24 protein-coding genes and 1 pseudogene are annotated in these 26,680 nt (G+C 67.3%); 15 read left to right on the forward strand and 10 right to left on the reverse strand.

Annotated elements, in window-relative coordinates; genetic code table 11:
* Positions 1–125 precede the first annotated feature (125 nt).
* Entirely contained in the window at positions 126–656 is a 531-nt protein-coding gene (locus ACFORO_RS34885) for a hypothetical protein (protein WP_377874237.1), read from the forward strand.
* 66 nt (positions 657–722) lie between these two features.
* On the forward strand, positions 723–2,657 hold the full coding sequence (locus ACFORO_RS34890; protein ID WP_354738740.1) for an amino acid transporter: 1,935 nt from the start codon (positions 723–725) through the stop codon (positions 2,655–2,657).
* 509 nt (positions 2,658–3,166) lie between these two features.
* Here ACFORO_RS34890 and ACFORO_RS34895 read toward each other — a convergent pair.
* Both ACFORO_RS34895 and ACFORO_RS34900 read right to left on the reverse strand, forming a co-directional pair.
* The gene (locus ACFORO_RS34895) at positions 3,167–4,585 is read right to left on the reverse strand and encodes a pyridoxal phosphate-dependent decarboxylase family protein (protein WP_377874236.1); all 1,419 of its coding nucleotides are present in this window, start codon (positions 4,583–4,585) and stop codon (positions 3,167–3,169) included.
* Between the two features lie 265 nt (positions 4,586–4,850).
* Positions 4,851–5,291 (reverse strand): pyridoxamine 5'-phosphate oxidase family protein, encoded by a 441-nt coding sequence (locus ACFORO_RS34900; protein WP_377874235.1) that lies wholly within the window; start codon positions 5,289–5,291, stop codon positions 4,851–4,853.
* 88 nt (positions 5,292–5,379) lie between these two features.
* Between ACFORO_RS34900 and ACFORO_RS34905 the strand changes: the two genes are divergently transcribed.
* Complete coding sequence (locus ACFORO_RS34905; protein WP_377874234.1) at positions 5,380–5,949, forward strand: TetR-like C-terminal domain-containing protein; 570 nt, start codon at positions 5,380–5,382, stop codon at positions 5,947–5,949.
* On the opposite strand, the gene ACFORO_RS34910 is transcribed toward ACFORO_RS34905, so the two are convergent.
* Entirely contained in the window at positions 5,906–7,246 is a 1,341-nt protein-coding gene (locus ACFORO_RS34910) for a nucleobase:cation symporter-2 family protein (RefSeq protein WP_377874233.1), read from the reverse strand. The two genes, ACFORO_RS34905 and ACFORO_RS34910, sit on opposite strands and share 44 nt — an antisense overlap.
* 74 nt (positions 7,247–7,320) lie before the next feature.
* On the opposite strand from ACFORO_RS34910, the gene ACFORO_RS34915 reads away from it, so the two are divergent.
* Positions 7,321–8,442 carry a 5-methyltetrahydropteroyltriglutamate--homocysteine S-methyltransferase gene (locus ACFORO_RS34915; protein WP_377874232.1) on the forward strand — a complete coding sequence of 374 codons (1,122 nt, stop codon included), beginning with the start codon at positions 7,321–7,323 and terminating at the stop codon, positions 8,440–8,442.
* Positions 8,439–8,747, forward strand: a complete 309-nt coding sequence (locus tag ACFORO_RS34920; RefSeq protein WP_377874231.1) for an NIPSNAP family protein — start codon at positions 8,439–8,441, stop codon at positions 8,745–8,747. Before ACFORO_RS34915 ends, ACFORO_RS34920 begins: the two co-directional genes overlap by 4 nt.
* Positions 8,748–8,803: 56 nt before the next feature.
* On the opposite strand, the gene ACFORO_RS34925 is transcribed toward ACFORO_RS34920, so the two are convergent.
* Complete coding sequence (locus ACFORO_RS34925; protein WP_377874230.1) at positions 8,804–9,499, reverse strand: MerR family transcriptional regulator; 696 nt, start codon at positions 9,497–9,499, stop codon at positions 8,804–8,806.
* A gap of 88 nt (positions 9,500–9,587) precedes the next feature.
* On the opposite strand from ACFORO_RS34925, the gene ACFORO_RS34930 reads away from it, so the two are divergent.
* The 5 genes from ACFORO_RS34930 (at position 9,588) to ACFORO_RS34950 (ending at position 15,733) form a co-directional block, all read left to right on the forward strand.
* A complete protein-coding gene (locus ACFORO_RS34930; protein WP_377874229.1) occupies positions 9,588–10,667 on the forward strand; it encodes an erythromycin esterase family protein in 1,080 nt (359 codons plus the stop codon).
* Between the two features lie 66 nt (positions 10,668–10,733).
* On the forward strand, positions 10,734–11,957 hold the full coding sequence (locus ACFORO_RS34935) for an NAD(P)/FAD-dependent oxidoreductase (RefSeq protein ID WP_377874228.1): 1,224 nt from the start codon (positions 10,734–10,736) through the stop codon (positions 11,955–11,957).
* Positions 11,958–11,969: 12 nt separating this feature from the next.
* The gene (locus tag ACFORO_RS34940) at positions 11,970–13,142 is read left to right on the forward strand and encodes a 4-hydroxybenzoate 3-monooxygenase (protein ID WP_377874227.1); all 1,173 of its coding nucleotides are present in this window, start codon (positions 11,970–11,972) and stop codon (positions 13,140–13,142) included.
* Positions 13,143–13,231: 89 nt separating this feature from the next.
* On the forward strand, positions 13,232–14,950 hold the full coding sequence (locus ACFORO_RS34945; RefSeq protein WP_377874226.1) for an ATP-binding protein: 1,719 nt from the start codon (positions 13,232–13,234) through the stop codon (positions 14,948–14,950).
* A gap of 60 nt (positions 14,951–15,010) precedes the next feature.
* Entirely contained in the window at positions 15,011–15,733 is a 723-nt protein-coding gene (locus tag ACFORO_RS34950; RefSeq protein WP_377874225.1) for a Clp protease N-terminal domain-containing protein, read from the forward strand.
* Positions 15,734–15,830: 97 nt separating this feature from the next.
* Here ACFORO_RS34950 and gndA read toward each other — a convergent pair whose 3' ends face one another.
* Complete coding sequence (gene gndA / locus ACFORO_RS34955) at positions 15,831–17,267, reverse strand: NADP-dependent phosphogluconate dehydrogenase (protein WP_354738716.1); 1,437 nt, start codon at positions 17,265–17,267, stop codon at positions 15,831–15,833.
* A gap of 56 nt (positions 17,268–17,323) precedes the next feature.
* On the reverse strand, positions 17,324–18,241 hold the full coding sequence (locus ACFORO_RS34960; protein WP_377874224.1) for an MBL fold metallo-hydrolase: 918 nt from the start codon (positions 18,239–18,241) through the stop codon (positions 17,324–17,326).
* A 282-nt stretch (positions 18,242–18,523) separates the two neighbouring features.
* Between ACFORO_RS34960 and ACFORO_RS34965 the strand changes: the two genes are divergently transcribed.
* Entirely contained in the window at positions 18,524–19,378 is an 855-nt protein-coding gene (locus ACFORO_RS34965) for a helix-turn-helix domain-containing protein (RefSeq protein ID WP_354738712.1), read from the forward strand.
* On the opposite strand, the gene ACFORO_RS34970 is transcribed toward ACFORO_RS34965, so the two are convergent.
* Positions 19,338–20,492: a glycosyltransferase gene (locus tag ACFORO_RS34970; RefSeq protein ID WP_377874223.1), complete on the reverse strand. Its 1,155-nt coding sequence runs from the start codon at positions 20,490–20,492 to the stop codon at positions 19,338–19,340. The two genes, ACFORO_RS34965 and ACFORO_RS34970, sit on opposite strands and share 41 nt — an antisense overlap.
* Before the next feature lie 120 nt (positions 20,493–20,612).
* Here ACFORO_RS34970 and ACFORO_RS34975 point away from each other — a divergent pair, with 120 nt between their 5' ends.
* Entirely contained in the window at positions 20,613–21,461 is an 849-nt protein-coding gene (locus ACFORO_RS34975; RefSeq protein ID WP_377874222.1) for an SAM-dependent methyltransferase, read from the forward strand.
* 371 nt (positions 21,462–21,832) lie between these two features.
* Here ACFORO_RS34975 and ACFORO_RS34980 read toward each other — a convergent pair whose 3' ends face one another.
* Entirely contained in the window at positions 21,833–22,069 is a 237-nt protein-coding gene (locus ACFORO_RS34980) for a hypothetical protein (RefSeq protein ID WP_377874221.1), read from the reverse strand.
* A 481-nt stretch (positions 22,070–22,550) separates the two neighbouring features.
* Here ACFORO_RS34980 and ACFORO_RS34985 point away from each other — a divergent pair, with 481 nt between their 5' ends.
* Complete coding sequence (locus ACFORO_RS34985) at positions 22,551–22,811, forward strand: DUF397 domain-containing protein (RefSeq protein WP_354738706.1); 261 nt, start codon at positions 22,551–22,553, stop codon at positions 22,809–22,811.
* Between the two features lie 169 nt (positions 22,812–22,980).
* Positions 22,981–24,420 carry an amidase gene (locus tag ACFORO_RS34990; RefSeq protein WP_377874220.1) on the forward strand — a complete coding sequence of 480 codons (1,440 nt, stop codon included), beginning with the start codon at positions 22,981–22,983 and terminating at the stop codon, positions 24,418–24,420.
* Here ACFORO_RS34990 and ACFORO_RS34995 read toward each other — a convergent pair.
* Complete coding sequence (locus ACFORO_RS34995; RefSeq protein WP_446681615.1) at positions 24,379–25,215, reverse strand: alpha/beta fold hydrolase; 837 nt, start codon at positions 25,213–25,215, stop codon at positions 24,379–24,381. The genes ACFORO_RS34990 and ACFORO_RS34995 overlap by 42 nt on opposite strands.
* A gap of 75 nt (positions 25,216–25,290) precedes the next feature.
* On the opposite strand from ACFORO_RS34995, the gene ACFORO_RS35000 reads away from it, so the two are divergent.
* Complete coding sequence (locus ACFORO_RS35000) at positions 25,291–25,827, forward strand: CGNR zinc finger domain-containing protein (RefSeq protein ID WP_377874218.1); 537 nt, start codon at positions 25,291–25,293, stop codon at positions 25,825–25,827.
* A 214-nt stretch (positions 25,828–26,041) separates the two neighbouring features.
* Here the strand turns inward: ACFORO_RS35000 and ACFORO_RS35005 are convergent.
* Positions 26,042–26,679 (reverse strand): annotated as a pseudogene (locus ACFORO_RS35005) (oxygenase MpaB family protein); the annotation flags it as partial.
* Position 26,680: the final 1 nt, after the last annotated feature.

Below are 26,680 nucleotides of genomic sequence, written 5' to 3' on the forward strand. Positions count from 1 at the left end.
CTGTGAATGCGCTGTGATTCACACCCGCTAGAGTGAGCACTCAGGGTAGAAGGTTTCGCCCTTTGTCACCCGTTCGGTGGGCTCATCCGGTAGGAATAGGCCACTCCTGGTGAAAGGTCTCGCTGGTGAACGACGAGGTTTCGGTCGCCGAGCTGTTGGTGCGCGAAGGACACGAACGACGGATGCCGCCGCCGTCCCGGTCCCGGTGGCGCATGGTTTCGGTGATGCTCGCGGTGATCGTCGGCTGCGGGGCGGCGGCCATGCTCGTCTCTTACGGGACCACGGCGAGCGACGGGGCCTCCCGGATCACCGAGATGCGCGTGGTCGAGATGCCGGATCGCACCGGCGGCGCTGGCGGCGTCGACGAGACCAACCCGCCGACGCCCACCGGCGAGGAAACCGAAGGGGGCACGGTCGGCGTCGGGGACGCTCCTTCGAGCAAGGTGAACGTCAATCCGCTCGGCGAGCACAGCACGCCTGCTCACTCGGCTGATTCCGTTCCGTCGCATCCGGCGTCGAGCGAACGGCCGGAGACCACCGGTCCGACCGCGCCGCCGCATCCGTCGTCGAGCCCGTCGGGTCCGTCGAGCTCGAGCCAGCCGTCTTCGCCGAGCAGCCACGAGCCACCGTGCGTCCTGAACATTATTTGTCTCTGACTTATTTGTCCGGTGAAACCCTGAGCGTCCGCTGAGCGCGGTCCGCGCGGCGGGGCGGAAACCGGCATGATCGGCCGCGTGCCGAATACAAAGCTGCGCGCCTGGCTCCTCGAAGGCGAGCACAAGCGCGCCCAGCAGATGACCGGTGGCAAGCGGGAGACCAAAAAAGCCGAACAGCCGTGGTGGAAGGTCATGTGCCTCACCGGCGTCGACTACTTCTCCACGCTCGGATATCAGCCGGGCATTGCCGCGCTCGCCGCTGGCGTGCTGTCGCCGTTGGCCACTGTGGTGCTGGTGGTGCTCACTCTTGCCGGGGCGCTGCCGATCTATCGGCGGGTGGCGCGGGAGAGTCCGCACGGGCAGGGGTCGATCGCGATGCTGGAGAAGCTGCTGTCGCGGTGGGGTGGCAAGCTGTTAGTGCTTGCGCTGCTTGGGTTTGCGGCTACTGACTTCGTGATTACGGTGACGTTGTCCGCGGCTGATGCTACTGCGCATGTTATTGAGAATCCGTTTGTTCCGGCCGCGCTGCATGGCGGGCAGGTGTGGATCACGTTGGTGCTCATCGCGTTGCTCGGGGCGGTGTTTCTCAAGGGGTTCGCTGAGGCGATTGGCGTCGCGGTCGTTCTGGTCGGGGTTTATCTCGCGCTGAACGTCGTGGTGGTGGTTGTCGCGCTGGCGCATGTTTTCGGGGCGCCGCAGTTGATTGTGGACTGGCAGAACCTGTTGGTCAGCGAGCATCCCAATCCTTGGTTGATGGTCGGGGTCGCGCTAGTGGTGTTTCCGAAGCTCGCGCTGGGACTGTCCGGGTTCGAGACCGGGGTCTCGGTGATGCCGCTCGTCCGGGGATCCAGCGGGGACACGGAGGCGGACCCCGTCGGGAGGATCCGGAACACCCGGCGGTTGCTGCTTACCGCGGCGTTGATCATGAGTGCGTTCTTGATTACCTCCAGTTTTGCTACCGCGGTGCTGATTCCGCAGCAGGAGTTTCAGGCTGGGGGCAAGGCCAACGGGCGTGCGCTGGCGTATCTGGCGCACAGTTACCTCGGTGACGGCTTCGGCACGGTGTACGACGTCAGCACCATCGCGATTCTGTGGTTCGCCGGGGCTTCGGCGATGGCTGGGTTGCTGAACATCGTGCCCCGGTATCTGCCGCGGTACGGGATGGCTCCGGACTGGGCTCGGGCCACCCGGCCGTTGGTGATCGTGGTTTCGGTGATCGCGTTTGTGATCACCTTGATCTTCGATGCTGACGTGGAGGCCCAGGGCGGGGCGTATGCGACTGGGGTGCTGGTGTTGATTTCATCGGCTTCGGTCGCGGTCACGTTGTCCGCGCGACGGCTCAAGCAGCGGGCGTACTGGGCTTATCTGGTGATCACTGTGGTGTTTCTGTACACGACGATCGCCAATATCGTGGAGCGGCCGGAAGGGGTGAAGATCGCCGGGTTCTTCATCGGGGCGATCGTGGTGACCTCGTTGATCTCCCGGGCTACGCGGTCGTTGGAGCTGCGGGTCGAGAAGGTCGAGTTCGACGCCGCCGCGCAGCGGATCGTGGACAAGGCGGTGCGGTCTGGGGCGGTTCGGATTATCGCTAATGAGCCGGATGCCCGGGATGAGGCGGAGTATCGGGAGAAGGAGCGGGAGGCGCGGGAGGACAATCATATTCCTCGGGACAGTGCGTTGTTCTTTCTTGAGGTTACTATTTCGGATGCTTCGGATTTTGAGACTACCTTGCGGGTGCATGGGGAGAAGCGGGCCGGGTATCGGATTTTGCGGATGAAGAGCCCGTCTATCGCTAATGCTATTGCGGCGGTTTTGCTGCATGTGCGGGATGAGACTGGGGAGCGGCCGCATATTTACTTCGCTTGGACGGAGGGGAATCCGTTCAAGTTCTTGGGGCGGTATTTGTTTTTTGGGGATGGGGATGTGCCTCCGGTTACTCGGGAGGTGTTGCGTCGGGCGGAGCCGGATCCGCAGCGGAGGCCGTTGGTGCATGTGGGGTGAGTCCCCGGGGCTGCTCGTCGCCTGGCGGCGACATCGGCCTTGGTGTGCGTGGGGCACCCCGAAGCTTGATTGTGCTGACGGTTCGGGGGTGCTTGTCAAGGCGGGAAAGATGCCTTGACAAGCACCCCCGAACCGCAGGGAGGCTTCGTATCGGGGTGCGGGGGAGGGGCTGGGTGCCTCGAGGGTTGGGTGCATCGGTTGCGGTTGGTGGGTGGGGGTGGGGCTTGCGCCCCAATGTGGCGTTGGGTGCATGTGACGCACCGAATGCCGCGTTGGGTGCATGTGACGCACCGAATGCCGCATTGGGTGCATGCGACGCACCAAACGCCGCATTGGGTGCGTGGGGTGCACCGAATGGTGCGTTGGGTGCATCGCGGAGATGGGGCGGGTCCGTGAAGGGCTCCTTGAGAGAATCTGGGTCCGTGAAGGGGGCCCTCACGGACTGTCGAGGGTCGTGAGGGGAACCCTGAGGGAATCAGAGTCCCTGAAGGTGGCCCTCACGGAACTGGTCAGCGGGTGGCCAGGGTGGTTAGGCGGCTGGCTAGCAGGTCGATGTCGGTTTCGGTGGTGCGGTGGTTCGTGATGCAGGCGCGGATGCAGGCTTGGCCGCGAATCCTTGCTGGGCCTAGCATTGCGGTGCCTTCTTCGTGGAGTCTCGTGAGGAGTTCTGCGTGTGCTTCGGCGTTGCGGCCGGGCATTCGGATGCAGACTGCGGTGAGCGTCACCGGGTTCATCAAGTCCAAGCCGGGGTTCGCGGCAATGTGCGAACCGAGTCGGGTGGCTAGGGACAGGCAGCGTTCGGTGGTCGTTCGGAAGGCTCCTACGCCGAAGGTGCGGAGTGCGGCCCAGACCTTCAAAGCCTTGAAGCTGCGGGAAAGTTGCGGGCCGTGGTCCATGTAGTCGAGTAGGTGGGCGTCGTCGATTGCGGTGAGGTACGACGACGTCGAGGAGAAGGCGAAGGCTGCGCGTAGTTTCGCCATGTCCTTGACTAGCAGGGCTCCTGCTTCCAACGGGGCGAAGAGCAGCTTGTGCGGGTCCAGGGTGATGGAGTCTGCTCGGGACAACGGGGCTAGCGCCTCGCGGGTTGAATCGGCCAGGATGAACAGGGCACCGTAAGCGCCGTCTACGTGTAGCCAGAGGTTTTCTTTTTCGCAGAGGTCAGCGATGGGGCCGATCGGGTCGATCGAGCCAGTAGTTACTGTGCCTGCGGTGGCTACGATGCAGAACGGTTCTTTTCCGGCTGCCCGATCGTCGGCGATTGCTTTGGCCAGCAGGTCGACGCGGAGTTGGAAATGGTCGTCGGTCGGGATTGTGCGGACGTTGGCCAGTCCGATTCCTAGGAGGGTGGCGGCTTTGACAACGCTGCGGTGTGCTTCGTCGGAGGTGTAAAGCACTAGCGGGGCGCGGGTTTCCTGCAGGCCGCGTTCGCGGAAGTCTGGTCTGCGGTCGGCGATGGCGGCGGTGATCGCGTCCTTCGTGGCTCCGGAACCGCCGTTGGTGAGGAGGCCGCCGGAGGAAGGGCCTAGCGCGAAGAGGTCGGTGAGCCAGTCCATGACGGAGCGTTCGATTACGTTGGCAGCGGGGGAAATCTGCCACAGGTTGCAGTTCTGGTTCAGTACCGCGGCGATCGCTTCGGCGTAGGGGCTGATGCCGTTTGGCGGGCCCTGGACGTAGGCGAGGAAGCGTGGGTGTGCGATCGTGGTGGTGTAGGGCACGATCCGGTCTACTACGTCGGCGAAGAATGCTTCTACGCCCAGGCCTTCTTCCGGGAACGGTTCGGCTAGCAGTTTGGTCAGGGTTTCCCGGTCCGCGTCAGGGGCGATCGGGCGACTGGTTAGTGAATTTTCGTAGCTGTCGGTGAACCTGGCCAAAAGTTCGGCCGCTTTGGTCCGTTCGGCGGCGTTGAGAATGAGGGTGGTGCCGTCCATGCGCCCTCTTCTGTTCGAAGGTCTTTTCCGGCACAAGGTGGCATGGGCTGGAACAGCGGCGCAATGGCGGAAAGCAGGGGGTGGGACTTTTGGCTGCTGGGCCGAATAGGACGAGGAAAAGGAGTGCCCGAACGGCCGGGGCAACTAGGGAAACCGGGCATGATCGGGGTGTGCGGCCGAACGGCGGTACCGGGGAAAAGGTTGGGGGACAAGGGTTCCAGGGTCGGCTCCGGCGCGGAGGGATGGAGCCGACCCTGGGGACGGGTCAGGAGAGTTCGTCGGTCAGGTCGGTGAAGTCTGCGGTGTTCCAGCGTTCCGGGCGCATGGAGATCACGACGTTGTGGCTCTGTTCGGGAGTGGCTTTGACGTAGGCGAGCGCCGCCTCCTCGGGCAGGTATCGGCGCGCCATCTCTAGGCGGTCTTCCTCCGTGACTGCGCGGACGCCGGTGACGGGGCCTTCGGCGGTCGCGTAGCGGATGGTCTTCGGGTCTTGCACGCACAGGGCGAAGCGGCCGGCGGCTTCGATCAACTTTGTCTTCCGGGCACCGGGCGAGGTGAGCACTGTGACCTCGCCGCCGGGGGTGTACTGGTGCCAGATCGGGGTGGTCAGCGGTGCGCGGCCGGGCTCCGCGGTCACGCTCAGGACGCTGATGATCGGTTCGGCTAGCAGGGCCTCGCGTTCGGCGGGCGGGATCTTGCTGACCATGTCGGGGCTCCTTAAGGCCAATTGATTTGCCTTTAGGTTACGCACACTTCAGTCGTTAAGGCCAGCCCCTTTGCTTTAGGATGGCCGGATGACTCGGCCGGGCGGGCGAAGCGCGCGGGTGCGCGAAGCGGTGCACCGTGCGGTGATTGAGCTGCTCGCGGAGGGGGAGACGACCGCGGGGGTACCGCAGATCGCCGAGCGGGCAGGAGTGAATCCGACCAGCGTTTACCGTCGCTGGGGCAGTTGTGCGAGCGTGCTGCTCGACGCCGCGGTCGCTCGGTTGAGCCTTACGTCGCCGGTGCCGGATACCGGGTCGCTGCGCGGTGACGTCGAGCAGTGGGCGACGGCGGTCGAGCGCGCGCTCGCTGATCCGGACGGCGCGGTGCTGGTTCGGGCGTTGATCACCTTCATCGGGACCAACGCTGATCCGATCGAGCACCTGCTGTCGCGCGGCGAGGATCTGGAGCAGATGTTGACGGCGGCGGCTGCCCGTGGCGAGCCCGCGTTGGACCTGCAGGAACTGCTGGATTACGTGCTCGCGCCGCTGTACCTGCGGGTGCTGCTGAGCAGGCCGATCGAACCGGGGATCGGCCTGCGGCTCGCCGATCGGTTGCTTACGGCAGCAGGTCTTCCTCCCGCTTCCGGCCAAGGTGGTTGAACAGCAGGTTCAGCACGAAGGCCAGCACCGCGGCGACGGTGATCGGGCTGCCGCAGATCGTGCGCAGCCAGGCGGGGAAGTGCTGGAAGAACACCGAGTTGCCGAAGCGGTCGAGGCCAAAAGCGGGCAGCAGGCCGACGCCGAGTGCGACGGAAACCACGAAAGCGTTGTGGTTGCCGGAGAAATCGACCTTCTTGAGCGTCTGCACGCCGACGACCCCGACCATCGCGAACATCACCACCGCGACGCCGCCGACCACCGGTTCCGGGATCGCGGCGATGAACGCGCCGATCTTCGGCACGAGGCCCATCACCACGAGCATGCCGCCGGTCGTGGCGACCACCCAGCGGCTGCGCACGCCGGTCATCTGCACCAAACCGACGTTCTGCGCGAACGCGGTGTCCGGGAAGGAGTTCATGAAGCCGCCGAAGATCGCGGACAGTCCGTCGGTCGCCAGGCCGCGGGAGAGGTCGGACGGCGTGACCGGGCGGCCGGTGATCTCGCCGACGGCGATCAGGTCGGCGGTGGTTTCGGTGAACGACACCAGCATCACCACGCACATCGACACGACCGCGGCGACGGGGAACGTCGGCGCTCCGAAGTGGAACGGTGAGGCCAGCCCGAACCAGCTCGCGTCGCCGACGCCGGAGAAGTGCGTGCGGCCGAGCGGGATCGCGATCAGCACGCCGGCGATGAGCGCGACCAGCGGACCGATCTGGCCGAGGAACCCGCGCAGCACCCGGGTGAACAGCACCACCAGCGCGATCACGCCGAACGCCAGCCCGAGGTTCGCCGGATCGCCGTAGGACGGGTCGCCGGTGTCGTGCCCGCCGATCATCGCCGTGCCGGGGCCGAGCAGCGAGATGCCGATGACCAGCAGCAACGTCCCGGACACCAGCGGCGGGAAGAACCGGATCAGCGCGGCGAACGGGCGGGCGATCAGCAGGCCGAAGACGCCGGAGGCGATCATCGCGCCGTACACCGCGGTGATGCCGTACTGCGCGGCGATCAGGATCATCGGGTTGACCACGGTGAACGTCGCGCCCGCGACCACCGGCAGCCGGACGCCGAACAGCCGCCCGATGCCGACCGACTGGACCACAGTGGCCAGCCCGGCGACGAACAGGTCGGCGTTCACCAGCAGCGCGATCGACGCGTTGTCCAGGTGCAGCGCGCTGCCGATGACCAGCGGCACGGCGATGCAGCCGGTGTACATGATCGCCATGTGCTGCAGTCCGAGCAGAAGCAGCCGTCCGGCGGGAAGGCCCCGGTCGACCGGGTGCGCGGCTTTGGTCATGAGCGGCTCCTTCTGTGTGGTCCCGCCGGATTATGGCTGCACATACCGCCGGTTTGTGTGTGACCATGCCAGACATGACTGCACGACCTCCGTTCCGTGCCGATCATGTAGGGAGCCTGCTGCGGCCGGCGGTGCTGCGCGAAGCGCGGCGCGACCACGCCGCGGGGGAGATCTCCGCCGAACAGCTGCGAGCCGTCGAGGACGACGCGATCCGCGACGTCGTGAAGATGCAGAAGGCGGCCGGCCTGGAATCGGCGACCGACGGCGAGTTCCGCCGGTCCTCCTGGCACATGGACTTCATCTACGTGCTCGGCGGCGTCTCGCGCAGCGACGAGCGGCTGCACGTGAAATTCCACAATCTGGCAGGCGACCTGGAGTTCAGCCCGCCGGGCCTGCAGGTCGACGGCAAGATACGGCTCGACGAGCCGATTTTTTCCGACCACTTCGAGTTCCTGAAGGCGCACACCGACCCGGGCATCACGCCGAAGCTGACCATCCCGTCGCCGAGCATGGTCTATTACCGCGGCGGCCGGGCGGCGGTGAGCGAGACCGTGTACCCGGAGCTGGACGAGTTCTTCACCGACCTCAGCGCGGCGTACGCGGAGCAGTTGCGTGCGATGAACGCGCTCGGCTGCACGTACCTGCAGCTGGACGACACCAGCTTGGCGTACCTCAACGACCCGAAGCAGCGTGAGCTCGTCGCGCGCATGGGCAGCGACCCGGACACCATGCACCTGCGCAACATCTCGACGATCAACGCCGCGCTCGCCGGGAAACCGGACGACCTGACCGTGACGACGCACCTGTGCCGCGGCAACTTCCGCTCGTCGTGGGTGGCGTCCGGGAGCTACGAGTTCGTCGCCGAAGCGCTGTTCGGCGAGCTGGCGGTGGACGGATTCTTCCTGGAGTACGACGACGAACGCTCGGGCGGCTTCGAGCCGTTGCGGTTCGTGCCGAAGGGAAAGCGGGTCGTGCTCGGGCTCGTGACCAGCAAACGGCCGGAGCTGGAAGACCCGGACGCGCTGGTGCGGCGGATCGAGGAAGCGTCGCGGTATGTCGACGTCGACCAGCTGTGTCTGTCGCCGCAGTGCGGGTTTTCGTCCACTGAGGAGGGAAACGACCTGACCGCCAGCGAGCAGCTGCGGAAGCTGGAGCTGATCGTCTCGACGGCGGAGCGGGTCTGGGGTCGTTCGTGATCACCTGCGTTGTCGACTACGTGATCGACCCGGAGAAGATCGCGGACTTCGAACGGTTCGCCGCCGAGTGGATGCGGCTGGTGCGGCGCGAGGGCGGGGTGCACCACGGGTATTTCCTGCCCGCGGAAGGGGCCAGCGACGAGGCCCGGGCGTTGTTCAGCTTCGAAAGCCTTGCCGCGTACGAGCGGTACCGGACGCTGTTCGGAGTGGACCCGGAGTTCGTGGCGGCGGACCGGATCCGGGACGAGAGCGGGTGCGTGATCCGGTATCGGCGGATGTTCATGCGGCCGTTGCTGCCGGAGTGATCAGCGGCTGTCCGTGAGGGGAACCCTCAGGGAATCTGATTCCCTCAGGGTTCCCCTCACGGCACTCGGCCAGGCGGGTGCTCGGCGAGGTAACGCGACAGCTGAGCGGCCCCGTCCAGCATCGCGTGTGCTCGGGCGGTGAGCCGGGAACGCCAGGTGCGCAAGGCTTCTTCCAGCGGCGCGACCCCGCCCGCGTGCCGGACCTGCTCCAGTACCGCCGCGATGCGAGCCAGCGGGTAGCCGCCGCGGCGCAGCTGGTGGGCGAGGCGGGCGTCGCGCACCGCGGCCGGTGGGTAGCGGCGGTTTCCGGCTCGATCGCGCTCCGGCCGGAGGATCCCGGCGGCCTCCCATTTGCGCAGCGTGGCGGGGTGCACGGACAGCTGGTGCGCGAGCGCGCCGATCGACGGCACGGTCTGGCGGACGGCCGGTTCCTGCGTCAGGTTTCGCAGCGCGTGCTCGACTTCGATGAGGGTGCCGCGGTCGCGCAGCAACTCGGCGTGGCCCTCGTCGATCAACTGGAACGCGGTGTCCTCCGAACGCTCGTTGACCGCGCGCAGGATCGCCGCCGCGCGGGCGTGGCCGAAGCCGGGGCGCAGGGTGAGGAAGGCGCGCAACGCTTGCGCGTGGCGTTCGGTGTACGTCCGGTAGCCCTGCGACCCGCGCTCGGCGGGCGGGAGGATGCCGTCCTCCTCGTAGTTGCGGACGGCCTGGGTCGACAGGCCGTGCTCGCGGGCTAGGTCTTTCGGACGCATGTCACCTCCGGTTTGAGGGTTTGCTGCCATTCAACCAGGTGAATCGCGAAGAAGTGCCAACGGAGAGTTCAACGATACGGTCAAAGCAATGCAGACCTTTGACGACTTCCTCGCGCACCGTTCGCCGACACTGCTCGGCCTGGGAGAACCGACGCACTGGACCGAGGCGTTCCCGTTGTTCCGCAACGAAATCTTCCAGCACCTCGTCCTCGAACACGGTTACCGCTCGATCACGCTGGAAAGCGACTGCCTGGCCGGACGCCTGGTCGACCACTACGTGACCACCGGCGAAGGCGACCTCGACAAAGTGCTGGCCACTGGGTTCAGCCACGGTTTCGGGGCGTTCCCGTCGAACCGCGCGCTGGTCGAGTGGCTGCGTGACCACAACGCTGGCCGGGCGACCGAAGACCAGGTCCACTTCCACGGCTTCGACGCTCCGCTCGAGATGGCCAGCGCGCCCAGCCCGCGCGGAGTGCTCACCGAACTGCATGGCTTCCTGGCCAAGCATCTTGACGACGTGCCACACGACGTCGCGACCATCGAGCGGTTGGCGGGCGACGACGCGGGGTGGGCCGACGAAGCGGCGATGTGGGACGGGGCGAAGTCCAAAGGGGACAGTCCTTGCGCGCGAGAGTTGCGGTTGGTCGCCGACGATCTCGCTGGCCACTTCGAACGGGCTCGCCCGGCGTTGCCTGAAGGCGGAGACCTGCTCGCGCGGACCGCGGTCGGGCTCTGCCGCTACCACTCCCTGATGGCCGGCACCTCGCCGGAACGGATGGGCAGGCTCGGGGCGCAGCGCGACGCGATGATGGCGGACAACCTGCTCGCGCTGCCGGGCACGTTCGTCTCCGCGCACAACCAGCATCTGCAGCGTCGCGCGGCCTCGATGATGGGTGCGCAGTGGTGGAGTGCGGGCGCGCAGGTCGCTGATCGGCTTGGTGACCGGTATGTGTTCATTGCCACCGATTTCGGTTTCTCGGATGCGGTAGGGGAGCCCGCGTCGGGGACATTGCAGGCGTGTCTCGCCGCGACGGTTCAGGACCGTGAACTGGTCGAAACCGCCGGAATCGACCCGGAGCTGCCCGCGCGGACCGGCGACGGACGCGGGTATCTCCCGTTCGACGCGGTCGAGGCGGCGGATGCGATCGCCTTCCTGCAGCGGGTCTGACCGCTGCTCCTCGACGATCTTGGCCGAGGTGTGCTCAGATGGACCTGAGATGTCGGGAGGAGCGAGATGAGCACCGAGACCGTTCTCGTCGTCGGCGGTGGGCAAAGCGGGTTCCAGGCCGCGGCGTCCTTGCGCGACAAGGGGTTCGCCGGCCGCGTGGTTCTTGTCGGCGACGAGCCGGGGGTGCCGTATCAGCGGCCGCCGCTGTCGAAGGCGTATCTGGCGGGCAGCGCGGGCGTCGAGCAGCTGGTGCTGCGGCCCGAGGATTACTTCGCCGAGAAGGACATCGAGCTGGTCCGCGGCCGGGTCGCCGCGATCGACCGGGACGCGGCGAAGGTCCGGCTCGAGGACGGTACGGAGCTGGGTTACGACCATTTGGTGCTGGCCACCGGCGCGCGCAACCGTGCGCTGCCGGTGCCCGGCGCCGACCTCGAAGGCGTCCTGACGCTGCGCACGCGCGCGGACGCCGACCGGCTGCGGGCTTCGCTGGACGCGGCGGGCGACGTCGTGGTGATCGGCGGCGGGTTCATCGGGCTGGAGTTCGCCGCGCACGCCGGCCGTCCGGTCACCGTGGTGGAGGCGCAGGACCGGCTGCTGGCGCGGGTCGCGTCGCCGGAGATCTCGGAATTTTTCGCCGAACATCACCGGGCGGCCGGGCACACGCTGTTGCTGGGCGTCGGGGTTACCGCGCTGCACGGGTCCGGCCGTGTGGAGTCCGTCGAACTCTCCGACGGACGACGGTTGCCCGCGGACCTCGTGGTCGTGGCGGTCGGCGTGCTGCCGGAGACGGCGCTGGCCGAGGCGGCTGGGCTTGAGGTGCGCAACGGCGTCGTCGTGGACGAACACCTGCGCACTGCGGACCCGAAGATCTTCGCGATCGGCGACTGCGCTTGCTTCCCGTGCGTGCAGGCCGGGGCCGCGACCCGGTTGGAATCCGTGCAGAACGCCGTTGACCAGGCGCGATCGGTGGCCGCGGCGATCGCCGGGGAACCGGCTCGGTACGACAGCCTGCCGTGGTTCTGGACCGACCAGACCGGCGCGAAACTGCAGATCGCGGGCATTCTCGGGGCGGCCGACCGAACTGTCGTGACCGGTGATCGGTCCGCCGGGAAGTTCTCCGTGCTGTCCTTCCGCGACGACGTCCTGATCGCCGTCGAATCGGTCAACCGCGCGCCGGACCACATCGCCGCGCGCCGGTTGTTCGCCGCTGAACCGCATCCGGCGTACGCGGATCTGGAAGCCAGCTCGTTCGATCTGAAAGCACACCTGAAGTCGCGCACCGCGGCTTGATCGGAGGTTTCGTTGCGCACGCAGGTCGCCGTGATCGGTGCCGGCCCGGCCGGGTTGCTGCTGTCGTATTTGCTGCACCAGGCGGGTGTCGAGGCTGTGGTGCTCGAAGCCCGCGACCGCGAGTACGTGCGGCAACGCGTGCGCGCCGGGGTGTGCGAACAACCGACGGTCGACCTGCTCACGGAGATCGGTCTCGGCGGCCGGTTGGCGGCGGAAGGCTTGCCGCACGAGGGTTTCTCGCTCCGCTTCGACGGTGCTGACCACCGTATTGCGCTCACCGAGCTGACCGGCAAGGCGATCACGGTGTACGGGCAGCAGGAGATCGTGAAGGATCTCGTGGACGCGCATGAGGACGCGGATCTGCCGCTGCACTTCGAGGTCTCGGAAGTTTCACTGTCCTCTTTGGATACTTCGCGCCCTGTTGTGCGCTACCGGGATTCCGCTGGTGTCTTGCAGACTCTGGAATGCGACGCCGTGGCAGGCTGCGACGGTTTCCACGGTGTCTCGCGTCCGTCCATTCCGGACGGTGTGCTGACTGCCTTCGAACGCGAGTACCCCTTCGCTTGGCTCGGGGTGCTGGCGCAGACGCCGCCGTCGCACGAGGAGCTGATCTACACCCATCATCCTCGGGGATTTGCCTTGCACAGCATGCGTTCCCCTGATGTCACGCGGCTGTATCTGCAGGTCGATCCGGAGGAGAACCTGGCGGCCTGGTCGGATGACCGGATCTGGACGGAACTGTCGACGCGCCTGGCCGTTGACGGGGAGTTCACCCTGCAGGAGGGGCCGATCCTGGACAAGGGCATCACGCCGATGCGCAGCTTCGTCACGGAACCCATGCGCCACGGCCGGTTGTTCCTGGCTGGCGATGCGGCGCACATCGTGCCGCCGACTGGGGCCAAGGGGATGAACCTGGCTGTCGCGGACGTGGTGGTGCTGTCGCGGGCTTTGGTGGCTTTGCTGCAGGGGGATTCGTCGCTGGCTGAGTCCTATTCGGACACTTGCTTGCGGCGGGTGTGGCGGGCAGAGCACTTCTCGTGGTTCATGACGACGATGCTCCACGTGGATCCCGGCGCAGACGCCTTTGCCCGGCGGCTGCAGTTGTCGCAGCTGCGGTACACGGCTTCGTCGAGGGCGGCGGCGACGAGTTTGGCGGAGAACTACGTGGGGTTGCCGTTCGCCTGAGCGCGTCGGAGCGGCTACATGCTCACTTACTTGCTCACTTGGGTTAAAGTGAGCAAGTAAGTGAGCATGTAGAGGTAGGCGGGGGCGGGATGCTGGACGACGAGCTGGCGGAGATTGTCGGCAACCTTCGTCGGCTCGGTGGCGACGATGCCGACGTCGAAGCCAAACGCGCTGAGGATCGCCTGCCTAAGTCGGTCCGGGACACGGTCTCCGCGTTCGCCAATACGCGTGGCGGAGTGCTGATTCTCGGGCTCGACGAGGCCTCGGGGTTTAGCGCGAACGGTGTGCGCGACCCAGCGAAAATGACTGCCGACTTGTCCGCGGTCTGCGCCGACGAGATGGAGCCGCCGCTGCGGCCCTTGATCAGGACACACCGTTTCGAGGGTGCCGACCTCGTCGTCGCCGAGGTTCCCGCCCTCGACAGCCGCAGCAGGCCTTGTTTCGCCAAGCGGCTCGGAATGGCGCAGGGCAGCTACGTCCGGGTCGGCGACGGGGACCGGCGGCTCAGCGGCTACGAGGTCCACCTCATGGTGGCCAACCGGGGGCAGCCGCGAGACGACGAGGAACCGATTTCCGAAGCAAGTCTTGCTGACTTGGACTCCGAACTCGTCTCGACGTTCGTCGGACGGCTTCAGCAGCAGAGGCCCTACGCGTTCGCGGACCTTTCGCGAGAGGACGTTCTGCGCAGGGTCAAGGTTCTCGTCGATGATCGGGTGACTGTCGCGGGGTTGCTGGCACTCGGGCGCTATCCGCAGCACTTCTTCCCTCAGCTGATGGTTTCCTTCGTGCATTACCCGACGCCGGAGGGAGCAGATCTCCGCACCGGAGACAGATTCCTCGACAACCGGGTTCTCGAGGGATCGATCCCCGCGATGGTCCGCGACGCGCTGGCTGTGCTTCGCGCGAACATGTCACGCCGGGCGACGGTGCGCGGTGCTGGGCGCATCGACAGTTGGGAGTACCCAGAACCAGCGCTGCGCGAGGCCGTGGTTAACGCGTTGGCGCATCGCGACTATTCGCCGGAATCTCGTGGTACCCAGGTGCAGATCGAGATGTACCCGGACCGGCTCGTCATCCGCAATCCGGGCGGCCTCTACGGGCCGGTTACCGAAGACACCTTGGGGGAGGAAGGTGTTTCTTCGGCGCGGAACGCTACGTTGCTCAAGCTTCTCGAGGATGTGCCGTTGCCGGGCACGGCACGCACTGTGTGCGAGAACCGCGGCTCGGGAATCCGCACGATGCTTATGGCGTTGCGGGACGCCTCGCTGAGTCCGCCACGGTTCGTCGACAAGATTTCCTTTTTCCGGGTCGAGTTTCCCAATCACGCATTGATCAGCGACGAGGTTGTCGCCTGGATTCGAGGGCTCGGGGAATACGGGCTCACCGACAGCCAGTGTCTCGGGCTGGCCATGAGCAAAGCGGGAGACGTCCTGGACAACCATTCCTACCGCAGTGCGACCGGGGTGGACTCGCGGCGCGCGACTGCCGAACTCGGCGACCTCGTGTCGCGTGGTCTGCTGCGACAGACCGGAAGCCGACGGTGGGCGCGCTACGAACTCGTCGCTTCGGTCGGCACCGGTCTTCGGACGAGCGGCAGGCGGGACCGGCGGCGCGAGGTGCTTGACGCCTTGGGCACCGCTGAACTGACCCGGGCCGAACTCGCGGCGCTGCTGGACATGCCGGACAAGACGGTGTCCCGATGGTTGCGCGTTCTTCGAGGCGAGGAACTGGTCGAGTTGATCGGCGAGTCCCCGCACAGCCCGAACGCTCGCTACCGGCGCACGGGCAAGGTCATGCTCGGCGAATAGCCCTCGCAATTCGTCAACCAAGGGTTGACGCAACCCAATCGTCAACCTACGGTTGACGCCATGACCGACTCAGTGAAACTCGACGACCTCATCAGCGCCATCAAGGCCAACAACGACAAAGACGCCCTCGCCCAGCTCACCGACGCCGTATACGTCGGCCAGCACCTCGGCGACGTCGCGGACCACCTGATCGGCCACTTTGTCGACCAGGCACGGCGCAGCGGGGCTTCCTGGACCGACATCGGGGCCAGTATGGGCGTAACCAAACAAGCCGCCCAGAAGAGATTCGTGCCGAAGGGCGACGATCCATCCGGCGGAATACAACGCATGTTCGGCCGCTACACCGACCGGGCCCGGCACGTCATCGTCGCGGCTCAGCAGGCGGCCATCGACGGCAAGAGCCCCGGGATCGACACCGTGCACCTGCTGCTCGGCCTGCTCTCCGAGCCGGACGCGCTGGCCGCCGGTGCGATCGTCGCGCAGGGGATCACTCTCGACGCGGTCAGGGAAGCCGCCGAGGCGAAGCTGCCGGAGCCGGTCGACGAGGCGCCGGAGAAGGTGCCGTTCACTCCGGCGGGCAAGAAGACGCTCGAACTCACCCTGCGCGAGGGGCTGCGGCTCGGGCACAACTACATCGGCACCGAGCACATCCTCCTCGCCCTGCTGGAACAGGGCGAGGGCGCGGGCTACGAAGTCCTTGCCGCACTGGGGGTCGACAAGGAACAGGCCGAAACGAAGATCAAGGAATTCCTCGCGGAAATTCTCGGCACCTTGCAAAAATGATCGCCATCGCGCTCGCGGTGCTGTTCATCCTGACCCTGATATAGCAGAAGGGCTCTCCCCTGGAACAAGGGGAGAGCCCTTCTGCAGCAACAAAAAATCAGGCTTCGACCTCAGACTGGTCTCCGGCCCACAGCGTGTGGAACGAGCCGGGACGGTCGACCCGGCGGTAGGTGTGCGCGCCGAAGAAATCGCGCTGTCCCTGCACCAGCGCGGCCGGGAGCCGGTCCGCGCGCAGGCCGTCGTAGTACGCCAGGGCGGTCGAGAAACCGGGCGTCGGGATGCCCAGCCGGACCGCCGTCGAGATCACCGAACGCCACGAGTCCTGCGCGTTTTCGACAGCTGCCCGGAAATCGCCGGACGTGAGCAGGGTCGGGAGGCCCGGCTCGGCGGCGTAGGCGGACGTGATGTCGTTCAGGAACTTCGCCCGGATGATGCACCCGCCGCGCCAGATCGACGCGACGCGGCCCAGGTCGATGTCCCAGCCGTACTCCGCGGCACCGGCCTGGATCTGGTTGAAGCCCTGCGCGTACGCGACCACCTTCGACGCGTACAGCGCCTGCTCGACGTCGTCCGCGAAGGTCTCCAGCGCGGACCCGGTGAGCGGCGTGCGCGTCGGTCCGCCCAAGCCGCGCGCGGCCGAACGCAGCCCCGTGGACCCGGACAGCGAACGCGCGAAGACCGCTTCCGCGATGCCGCTGATGGGCACGCCGAGGTCGAGCCCGATCTGCACGGTCCAGCGGCCGGTGCCCTTCTGCTCCGCCGCGTCCTCGACCACGTCGACGAACGGCTTGCCGGACGCGCCGTCGACGTGCTTGAGCACCTGGGCGGTGATCTCGATCAAGTACGAGTCGAGCCGCCCGGTGTTCCAGGTGCCGAAGACGTCGGCGATCTCCGCCGGGGAGTAGCCCGCCGCGCCGCGCAGCAGGTCGAACGACTCGGCGATCAGCTGCATGTCGGCGTACTCGATGCCGTTGTGCACCATTTTGACGAAATGCCCGGCACCGTCGGCGCCGACGTGCGTGCAGCACGGTTCGCCGTCGACCTTCGCCGAGATGTCCTCGAACAGCGGGCCGAGCGACTCGTAGGACTCCTTCGACCCGCCGGGCATGATGCTCGGCCCGTGCAGCGCGCCTTCCTCGCCGCCGGACACGCCGGTGCCGACGAAGTGCAGGCCGCGTTCGCGCAGCGCCTGCTCGCGGCGGCGGGTGTCCGCGAAGTGCGCGTTGCCCGCGTCCACGATCACGTCGCCCGGCTCCAGCAGCGGCGCGAACTCCTCGATGACGGCGTCGGTCGGGCCGCCCGCCTTCACCATGATCACGATCTGCCGCGGCCGCTCCAGCGCGTCGACGAACTCCTGCGCGGAGTACGCCGGGATGAAGTCGCCCTCGTCGCCGAACTGCTCGACGAGCGAGCGGGTGCGCTCCTCGGAGCGGTTGTGCAGGGCGACCGTGTGCCCGTGCCGGGCCAGGTTCCGCGCCAGGTTGCGGCCCATGACCGCGAGGCCGGTGACCCCGATGCTCGCCTTCTTGCTCATCCGAAACCTTTCCGAAAACCTCTGCCGGATTCCGAGCCTAGCCACAAAACCGGTGCTCACGAGAAGCAGCGGATCGGGCCCCCGTTCCAGGCCAGCATGTCCTTCAGCGGAGCCACCAGATCGAGTGGCGCACCCCACCCCTCGCCGTCGAGTTCGGCGTATGCCCGGTGCAGGTTCCCGGCGAGCCGTTCCTGTTCGGTCAGCTCGGCGAACCGGCCAAGATCAGTCGCCTTCGCCTGCTCCAACGGCGACCGCCCCGCCGCCTTGCCGGTTTCCGCGGCGCGCTGGACGAACTCCAGGTAGTCGTCGACCAAGTCCACCGTTTCGAGCCCGCACACCGGGCCGTGGCCGGGCAGGATGACCGCCGGGTCCAGTTCGCGGATCACGTTCAGCGCGGCCCGCCAGCCGGCGACCGAGCCCATCAGCGCGAACGGGCTGCCGCCGTTGAACACCAGGTCGCCCGCGTAGAGCAGGCGCTGCTCGGGCAGCCAGACCAGGACGTCGTTGGTGGTGTGCGCGGCGTGGCCGGGGTGGATGAGGTCGATCCGGGTCTGTCCGGCGTAGAGGGTGACGGTGTCGTCGAAGACCAGGTCGGGCACGCGCAGTTCGAGCTTGCCCCAATCGCTGTCGGTGAAGACGCCCTCGTACCGCTGGATCCCGTCGGCCAGCAGCGTCTCGCGGGTCTTGCGGTGGCCGACGACGGTGGCGCCGCCGACGAGGTAGTTGCCGTTCGTGTGGTCGCCGTGGTGATGCGTGTTGACGAGCGTCGTGACCGGGCCGGCGGTGTCGCCTACGGCCGAAAGCAGGGCGCGCGTACGCCGTTCGGTCGCGCATGTGTCGATAAGCACAGCGTGCCCGTCGGCGTCGACGAAGCCGCAGTTGTTGATGAACCAGGAACCGTCGGGCTGGACGTAGCCGAAGGCGCCGTCTGCCAGCTGTTTGACGCTCGCCGCGCCGGGGGATCGATCGATCACGCCGACACTATGCCGCCCTGCTCGCCCGCGTGGGGTGTCGGCGGCTCAGCTGTGCCCGGAAGTCTCCTCTTAGTCCGAATGGAGTAGCCGAGATGTCCGCCGCGCCCGGATTCGACTGCTCCGGCAGGGTGACATGCCGGGTGACTGGCGTTCTCGTGCATTTCCTGAAACGCTGCCGGGTGTCATCATCGAACTCCGTTGGGTCGCAGTGGCCTGGGTGGTTCGTAGTTCGCGGTCCGGCGGAAAGCCCGTCGGCAGTAGTGTTCAGGAGAGCAAGGGGAGATGGCGAGCACCGTCACCTCGCGCCGCAAGCAGCTCGGCAACGAGCTCCGGCATGCTCGAAACGCCGCGAAGATGACGCAGCAGCAAGTCGCCGAGGTACTCGGCTGCACCCAGGGCAAGGTCAACAAGATCGAGTCCGGTGCGGTGGGGGTCAAGCTCGGAGATGTGCGGACCATGCTGAACGCGTTCGGGATCAACGGCGAAGAAGCCGACACTCTGATGAACCTGGCCCGGGCCGCGGCCGGGCAGCGCGGCCATTGGTCGGGCTACCGGTCGGTGGTGCCGCATTGGTTCCGCACCTTCACCGACCTCGAGCCCGCCGCCGCGGAGATCCTCACCTGGCACGGCGAGCGCGTCCCGGGGCCGCTGCAGTCCGAGCACTACATGCTCAAGCAGTTCACCGAGGCGGGAGCCACCGACGTCACGTCGCTCGTGCGCAACCGGCTCGACCGCAAGGCGGTGTTCGACCAGCAGCAGCCGCCGTACTACCGGTTCATCATCAGCGAGGGCGCGCTGCGCCGCGCGCCCGGCGGGATCGCGCCCGCGGTGATGCTGGACCAGGTGGAGCACCTGCTCGCGCTCGACCGGCACCCTCGGGTGTACGTGCACGTGCTGCCGTTCGGCGCGAAGCTCGCCGCGGTGCCCAACGACTTCACGATCATGCGGTTCCCGGACCGCACGCGCGACTTCGTCTACATCGAACACTCCGCGGGCGGGCTGTACCTCGACGACGTGAAGGACTTCAACATCTTCGTGGACTCGTGGGACCGGCTGCGCGGCGCCGCTTTGGAACGGGGCGAGACGCGGCAGTTCCTCAAGGAGCTGGCGGAAAGCTACCGCTCCCAGATGATGTGACCAGTGCTTCGAGCACGGGCACGGTTTCCCCGGCATCGGGCAGTGCGTTGATCTCCGCCTGCAGGTGTCGCGCGGCCTCGCGATAACTGGGGTCGGCGAGGATTTTCGCGGCGCCTTGGCGGATTTCGTCCGGAGTGGACGTTTCCGGGTCGAGCGCGTGCCCGACGTTCAGCGCGGCGCAGCGCCGGGCGTTGCCAGGCTGGTCGGCGCCCATCGGGAAAAGCAGCGAGGGCAGACCGTGCGAGAGCGCGCCGATCACGCTGCCGGATCCGGCGTGCGAGATCATCAAATCGAGGCGTGGCAACAGTTCGGCCTGCGGGACGAACCGTTCCACCCGGACGTGCGCCGGTTGCGGTCCGAACTCGGCGGGGTCGATCTGGGTGCCGACGGTGGCGGTCACGTCGGCGTCCAGTTGGCCCAGCCCGGCGAGAGTGCGCTCGATGAGGTCGCCGGACTCGAGGTTGAAGTTGGTGCCGAGCGTGAAGTACACGCGCGGCCTGTCGGCGGGCTGGCGGGGCGCGACCGGATCTCCTTGGCGGAACGAGAAAGTGCCGGCCGGCAGCGGCGAGCTGGGGTCGCGAAAGGACGGCGGGAGCGGCGAGAGCACCTGGCCGCGGGTCAGCATTTCGAGCTCCGGGTCGTCCGGAAGGCCGTGCGCGGCGCGGGCCTCGGCGAGCGGTTCGGCGAGGAGTTCCTTGCGCAGCAACGTTCCCGCGGCGAGCACCAGGACGGTCGCGCACGGCAGGCCCAGTGCCTCGGCGACGATCGCGCCGGAGAAGTCCACTTCGTCCCGGACGATCAGGTCCGGCCGCCATTCCCGGGCGATCTCCAGCAGCACCGGCACGTGTTCCTGAGTCGCACGGCGGGCGAACAGTTCCCGGATTTCCCAATCGTCGCGCGCCGGGTCGACCGGCGGCATCGGCTGTCGCGTCGCCTCGACCTCGCGCGGTTCGTTGACCGCGAAGGTCGTGAATCCGGCTTTGGCCAGCGCCGGCACGTGCGAACCGCCGCCCGCGACCGCTACGGTGTGGCCCCGCGCGAGGAGCGCTCGCGCGACCGGTGCCATCGGATCCCAGTGGCCGCGACCGCCGACGAACGAGAAGAGGATGCGCATCCCTCGCAACCTAGTGGCCCGGACGTACCGGAGTCGTGGCATTTTCGGGCGATTGCCGGGGGCGGCGGCGCGCGGTCGCGGCGAATGGGCACACTGGTACCCGCACGGAAGGGGAAGCTGATGACTCAGGCACCGGATCCGGAAGCCCCGGAGGGCGTCGACCTCGATCGGCCGAACGCGGCGCGGATCTACGACTGGTTCCTCGGCGGCACCGCCAACTGGGCCATCGACCGCGAGTTCGGCGAAAAAGCGGTCCAGACCTTTCCGATGATCAAGACCATCGCCAAGGCCGGCCGCGAGTTCCTCGGCCGCGGCGTGCGGTACATGGCCGAACAGGGCATCGACCAGTTCCTGGACATCGGCTCCGGCGTGCCCACCGTCGGCAACGTGCACGAGATCGCGACATCGGTGAACCCGAACGCGCGCTGCGTCTACGTCGACAACGAGCCGGTGGCCGTCGCGCACTCGCAGATCCTGCTGGAACGAGACGGCGTCGCCGACCGGCACGCGGTCCTGCAGGGCGACCTCCGCAACCCGGCCGACGTCTGGCCGCGCGCGCTCGACACCGGAGTGCTCGACCCGAAGCGCCCAATCGGGCTGATCATGGTCGGGGTGCTGTACTTCGTCGGCCGCGACGAACCGGCGCTGGAGATCGTGCGGAAGTACCTGTCGCTTCTGCCGTCCGGCTCGTACTTCCTGTCCTCGCACCTGACCGACGACGGCGTCCCGACGACCGACGGCGAACGCCGCGACGCGATCCACAAGCAGTACCAGAAGTCGAGCACGCCGTTCCACTATCGCTCGCGGGCGGAGTTCGGGGAGTTCTTCTCCGGGTTGGAACTGGTGGAGCCGGGCATCGCGTGGGTGTCGGACTGGCACCCGGAGTCGGGCGAAACGACGGCGAGCGCGCGGATGGCGGACGATCCTTCGTTCAGCGGCGGGATTTGCGCTTTGGGTCGCAAGCCCTGACGGGGCCCCGCCACTCGCTTGTTGGTGCCCCCGGATGGGGGTTTCTCCGCAGCAGTTGTGTGCGGTCCTGCCACGGCGTTGCGGAGCGTCGGCTGGACGGTGCCGGACCAGGCCCCTCGGCGAGGACGAACCGCGCGCCCCGTCGGCTCGGAACCCGCTGCCGAGAAACCCAATGTGGCATTGGGTGCATCCCACGCACCCAATGTGGCGTTCGGTGCGTCAGACGCACCCAATGTGGCATTGGGGCGCGCGCGGCGGGCATGGTCTAGACCGGCCGCAGTGGTCTGAACCTCCGTCGCGGCCAGGGTCCGGACACGAAAACGCTCCCCGGGCAAGGAATTCCGGGGAGCGTGGACGATGCGGGCTTCGGCTCAGCCGAGCCCGTGGAGAATCGGTACTCGTGTCTCGCGACGGTGGCGGGTGGTGTGGACGGTGTCCGCTTGGCGCGGAGCAGGTACTTCGATCTCGGTGTCCACAACCATCGGGCTGCGCAGCGGGGCCTGGATCAGGCTGAACCCGAACCGGTTGCGCAATTCGTGATTGATCCCACGCCGGCCGCGAGTGTGTTCGTCCTCACGGCGGAAAAGCGTGGTGAGCCGGACGGCCATGGGATCACACCCCCAGTTCGGATAACGGGAACCGGCGCGGGTCGGCGCCGGCCGGATCGGGGTATGCGCTCGGCGGGTCAACGCCGGGCACCAGGGAAACCGCTCCGTTGCGGCGTCTCCTCAGGGTCGTCGCAGCACCTGGACCAGTGCGGATCCCGGAAAGGCGGGCGGATCGGCTCCTGGCCGGGCCGAACGGGTCGGCTCGCATCCGCACTCCTCCCGATATCTCGCGGCTGTTCCGCCGCCCGGGCCGGGTGCCCGGGCCGGTGCTGACGGTGTTGGGCTGAATGTCGCAAGCCATTCACCCACCACTGACGCCCCGATCGCTGCGATTAATCCTACTCCTGGAATAATCTTCATGTCGAGATCGGGTCGAGTTGATCACCCGCTTGGCCCTGCGGTTTGCTCCGTAGTGACGCAAAGAAGCCGGGGACGTGCACCAGACCGCACGCCCTGCACAAGGCTCGGAGGTGGACGACCCATGGCGGATTATCCGTCGCCCCAGGATTACGACCCGGACACGGCAGAGTCGCTGTTCGCGGCCGCGGCCTGGGCGAAGTCGTTCGCTAGCGAGCCCAACGGCGGAAACTGTGTCGAGGTCAACCTCTCCCGTCCCGGCTTGATCGGCGTGCGCGACACGAAGCTCGCCGCGAGCCCGGTGCTGGTCTTCGACCGCGGCGAGTGGGACGCCTTCCTCGTCGCGGTCAAGGCTGGTCAGTTCGACCTGCCGCCGAGTTCGTAGTCCACCACGGCGAGGTCTCAACGGAGAACGATTCGCCAACAGTCACTCGATCGGGTGGAGTGTGGATTAGCTCTGGTCACCGTGGGTGCCGGGGGTTGTGGGTTGAATGTCGGCTTGGCGAGGGTCGCCTGCTGAGTAGGTTGAGCGGCCCGACCCCACGGAGCGCGCGATGACCTCACTCCACTACCTCTCCGCCGTCGAAGCGCTGCGGCTCTTCCGCGCCCGCGAACTGTCACCCGTGGAGCTGATGCGCGCGGTCGTGGAGCGGGCCGGGCGGGTCGAGCCGGACGTCAACGCGTTCGCCGAGGAGATGTTCGAGCAGGCGTTGCGGGCGGCGGCCGTCGCGGAGAAGCAGTACGCGCCCGGCGGTCGGCCGAGGCCGCTCGAAGGGCTGCCGGTCGCGGCGAAGGAAGAACAGCCGCTGGCCGGGCACCCGGTCACCGACGGCACCCTCCTGCGTCCGCCTCGGCTGGCGCGGGAGACCGCGATCGGGCTCGGCCGGATCCAGGCGGCCGGCGGGATTCTGCACGCTCGCACGACGACGTCCGAGTTCTGCTGCATGCCGCTGTCTCACACGCGGCGCTGGGGGACTACGCGCAATCCGTGGAACCTCCAGACCGCGGCGGGCGGTTCGTCCGGAGGTTCGGGCGCGGCGCTGGCGGCTGGGACTGCTTTCCTCGCCACGGGGTCGGACATCGGCGGTTCGCTTCGCGCGCCTGCGTCCTTCACCGGTGTCGTGGGGTTCAAACCGCCGCACGGCCGTAATCCGGTCTTGCCGCCCGCTGGATTGGACACCTACTACCACCACGGCCCGATGGCCCGGACGGTCGCCGATTGCGCGCTCCTGCAGAACGTCATGGCGGGCGAAGACCCGCGCGACTCGCATTCGCGGCTCCCGGCGGTTTCTGTCGAGCTGGGTGACGTGCGCGGGCTGCGCGTCGCGTGCTGTCCGGTGCCTGGCGACTTCCCTGTCGACACTGAGGTCGCGGCCAATACCCGCGCGGTCGGACAGGCGCTGGCGTCCGCGGGTGCGGTGGTGACCGAGATTGAGATCGACTGGACGCTCGACATGGTCAAACAGGCCTTGTGGGCGCACTTCGGGACCGGCCTGGCTGCCGAAGTCCTGGAACTGGACCGGCGAAACCCGGGCGTGATCACGCCGTACTGTCAGGCGTTCGCGCGCAAGGGCGTCGAGAACATTGTGGACGCGGAAACCGGCCACGCGGTCGAAGCGGCGATCCGCGAGCGCCTTGACGCGGTGTTCGGCCGGTTCGACGCGCTCATCGTGCCGACTCTCGGTGCCACCGCCTTCGCTGCTGGCGAGGACTATCTGTCTGCGGAGGTCGTGGTCAACGGCGTTGCGCTGGAACACTTTTCGGACGCTTCGCTGACTCCCGCGTTCAATGTCGGCAGTGAGCATCCGGTGCTTGCCGTGCCATCCGGTTGGGCCAGCAATGGGGTGCCGACCGGTGTTCAGGTCGTCGCGGACAAGTACGACGACGGCACGGCGTTCCGCGTCGGCGCGGCGATCGAGCAGACCGTGGGCGCTGGGTTTGCCCGGATTCCGTTAACTGGCCAGGAATTCCCGCAGGTGCGTCACGACTTGTGAGGGTTGCTCCTCTGGGAGGAAGTGACCGCAGTCTTCGAGGCCGATGCCGGTGACGTGGTCCGCATAGTCGCGCCAGATGTCCAGCGTGGGCAGGCTGCCGAGCAGGCCGGCTTTGCCCCACATCGCGAGTACCGGCTGGGTGAGGCGTTTTCCTGCGGCGTAATCGGCGTCGTCCAGTTCGGCGTCGTCGGGGAAAGAGGCGCGGTAATCGTCGAAACCGGCTCGGAGCGCGCCGGGTGCTTCAAAGGCGCGGACGTACTCGGCGACGTCTTCGGCGGGCAGTCCGTGGCGTTGGAAGGTCCAGCGCTCGAAGAAGTAGCCGAGGTAGGCGGCGATGTTCTGCCCGGCCAGCAGTTCGGGCAGGTCTGGCTGCAGGTGGAAAAGCCAGTGCCAGTACGCCTTTCCGAGGTCGCGGTCGAGGCGACGCCACATCTCCCGCGTCGGCGCGATGTCCAGTACGGCCAGTCGTTCCACCTGGTCCGGACGGTCGAGTGCCCACCGATGCGCGACCCGCCCGCCGCGATCGTGTCCCGCGACCGCGACCCGGTCGAACCCGAGCTGCTCGGCCAGCTTCGCGACGTCGGCGGCCATCGTGCGCTTGTCGTAACCGGTGCGGGGTTTGTCGGTGCGCCCGTATCCACGCAGGTCAGGTGCGATCACGGTGTGTGTTTCGGTCAGTGGCCCGGCGACACGGTGCCAGCAGTGCGACGTCTGTGGCCAGCCGTGCAGGAGGAAGAGCGGCGGACCGTCGCCACCGCGGAGGTAGTGCACGCGCAGGTCGTCGACTTGGGCCATGGCTGCTTCTAACCGGCTCATAGGGTTAGACGGTAGCGCGGGTTCTCACCGGTTTCAATGGTTAGAATGGGCGGCATGGATTGGGTGTTCGACGCCGGACGGCCGTGTCTGCACCTGGTGAACACGCTGCGCTCCCGGCATCTCCCGGAAGGCATCGAGCTGCTCACCGACCCGGACGCGCTCGCGGAATGGCTTGAGCTGGCCGGGTTCGGCCGCCTCCGAGTGACCGCCGCCGAGCTGGCGGCGGCCAAGGAACTGCGCGAGGCAGTGAACCGGCTGCTGACTGTCAAGCCGCTGGTCGCCGACATCCGGCTGGTCAACGACGCGCTTGCCGCCGCACCGAAACCGGACCGCCTGCTGGTGAAGGACGGCTTGCTGCAGCGGGAAGTGCCCGCTCCGGCGGATCCAGTGGCGACGGTCCTCGCACTGCTGGCCGCGGACGCGGTCGATCTCGCCACCGGCGTGGAGGACATCCGCATCTGCTCGGCGGACGACTGCGGTCTGCGGTTTGTCGACACGTCGCCACGCCGGACTCGGCAGTGGTGCTCGATGTCGCGCTGCGGGAACCGGGCGAAGGCCCGGGCGCACTACGAGCGCACGAAAAACCGGTAAGCCCACGGGCGCTCGCGCAGCCACACGTTCAGCTTGCCGACCACTCGCATGGGGCCGGTGAGCACGGGACTTTCCCCAAGTCGCGCTTGCTGTGGACAACCCGGCCGAAGTGGACGGGGTTGTCAGTGGGAGCGGATAGACTGGACAAGGGCCGTCCCCCGGAGAGGGTGGGGGCTGCGCTGGCGGGGCCGGGGCGAGGGGGAACGTCCGGCGTGCGGATCAGGAACATCTGCCCGGTCGAGTATCCTTTTTGGAGCTTCGACCAGCGGCGGTCCGACATGCGCGCGAACGGTTTCCCCACGGTGTCGATGGTTTCGAACAGCGTGCTGATCGTTTCGTCAGGACCGAATCCGGCGATCATCTTCCGGTAGTACTGCTCGAATTCCGGCCAGGTCGGCGGCAAGTACCGCTCGCGCACGCCGAGGGTCCGGCCGATGCCGCGCAGCTGCGCGTAGTACTCGTCAAGCTCCGAAGTGGACATTGGGTGGCCGAAGAATCGTTGTGCGTCAAAGGGAGCCAGCGTCGCGTGCACCCACGCGTACGCGCCAGGATCGAGGGCGCTGTAGCGACGACCGTCAGCGATCCCGGTGAAGGGTTCGGTGCAATTTCCGCAGTCGCGCGGCCTCGACTTGCGCGCCTTTTGTCCCGCCGTACACATAGATCGACAGCGAAGCGATGGTGCGCATCAGCCGGGTCCACAGGTCCTCGCGGTAGTCCGAATGATCGCGAACCCCAGCCGCCGCAACCGGATGCGCGACCTGCAGCACGAGCACCTGCTCCGCGAGCAGCGCGTCGCGGAAGTCGCCGAAATAGCGCCAAGCCGCGGGTACCGCGGACGACCGGCGGGGCCACG

The organism is Amycolatopsis halotolerans, from assembly GCF_042647905.1.
In the GTDB taxonomy this organism is placed as follows: Bacteria; Actinomycetota; Actinomycetes; order Mycobacteriales; family Pseudonocardiaceae; genus Amycolatopsis; species Amycolatopsis halotolerans.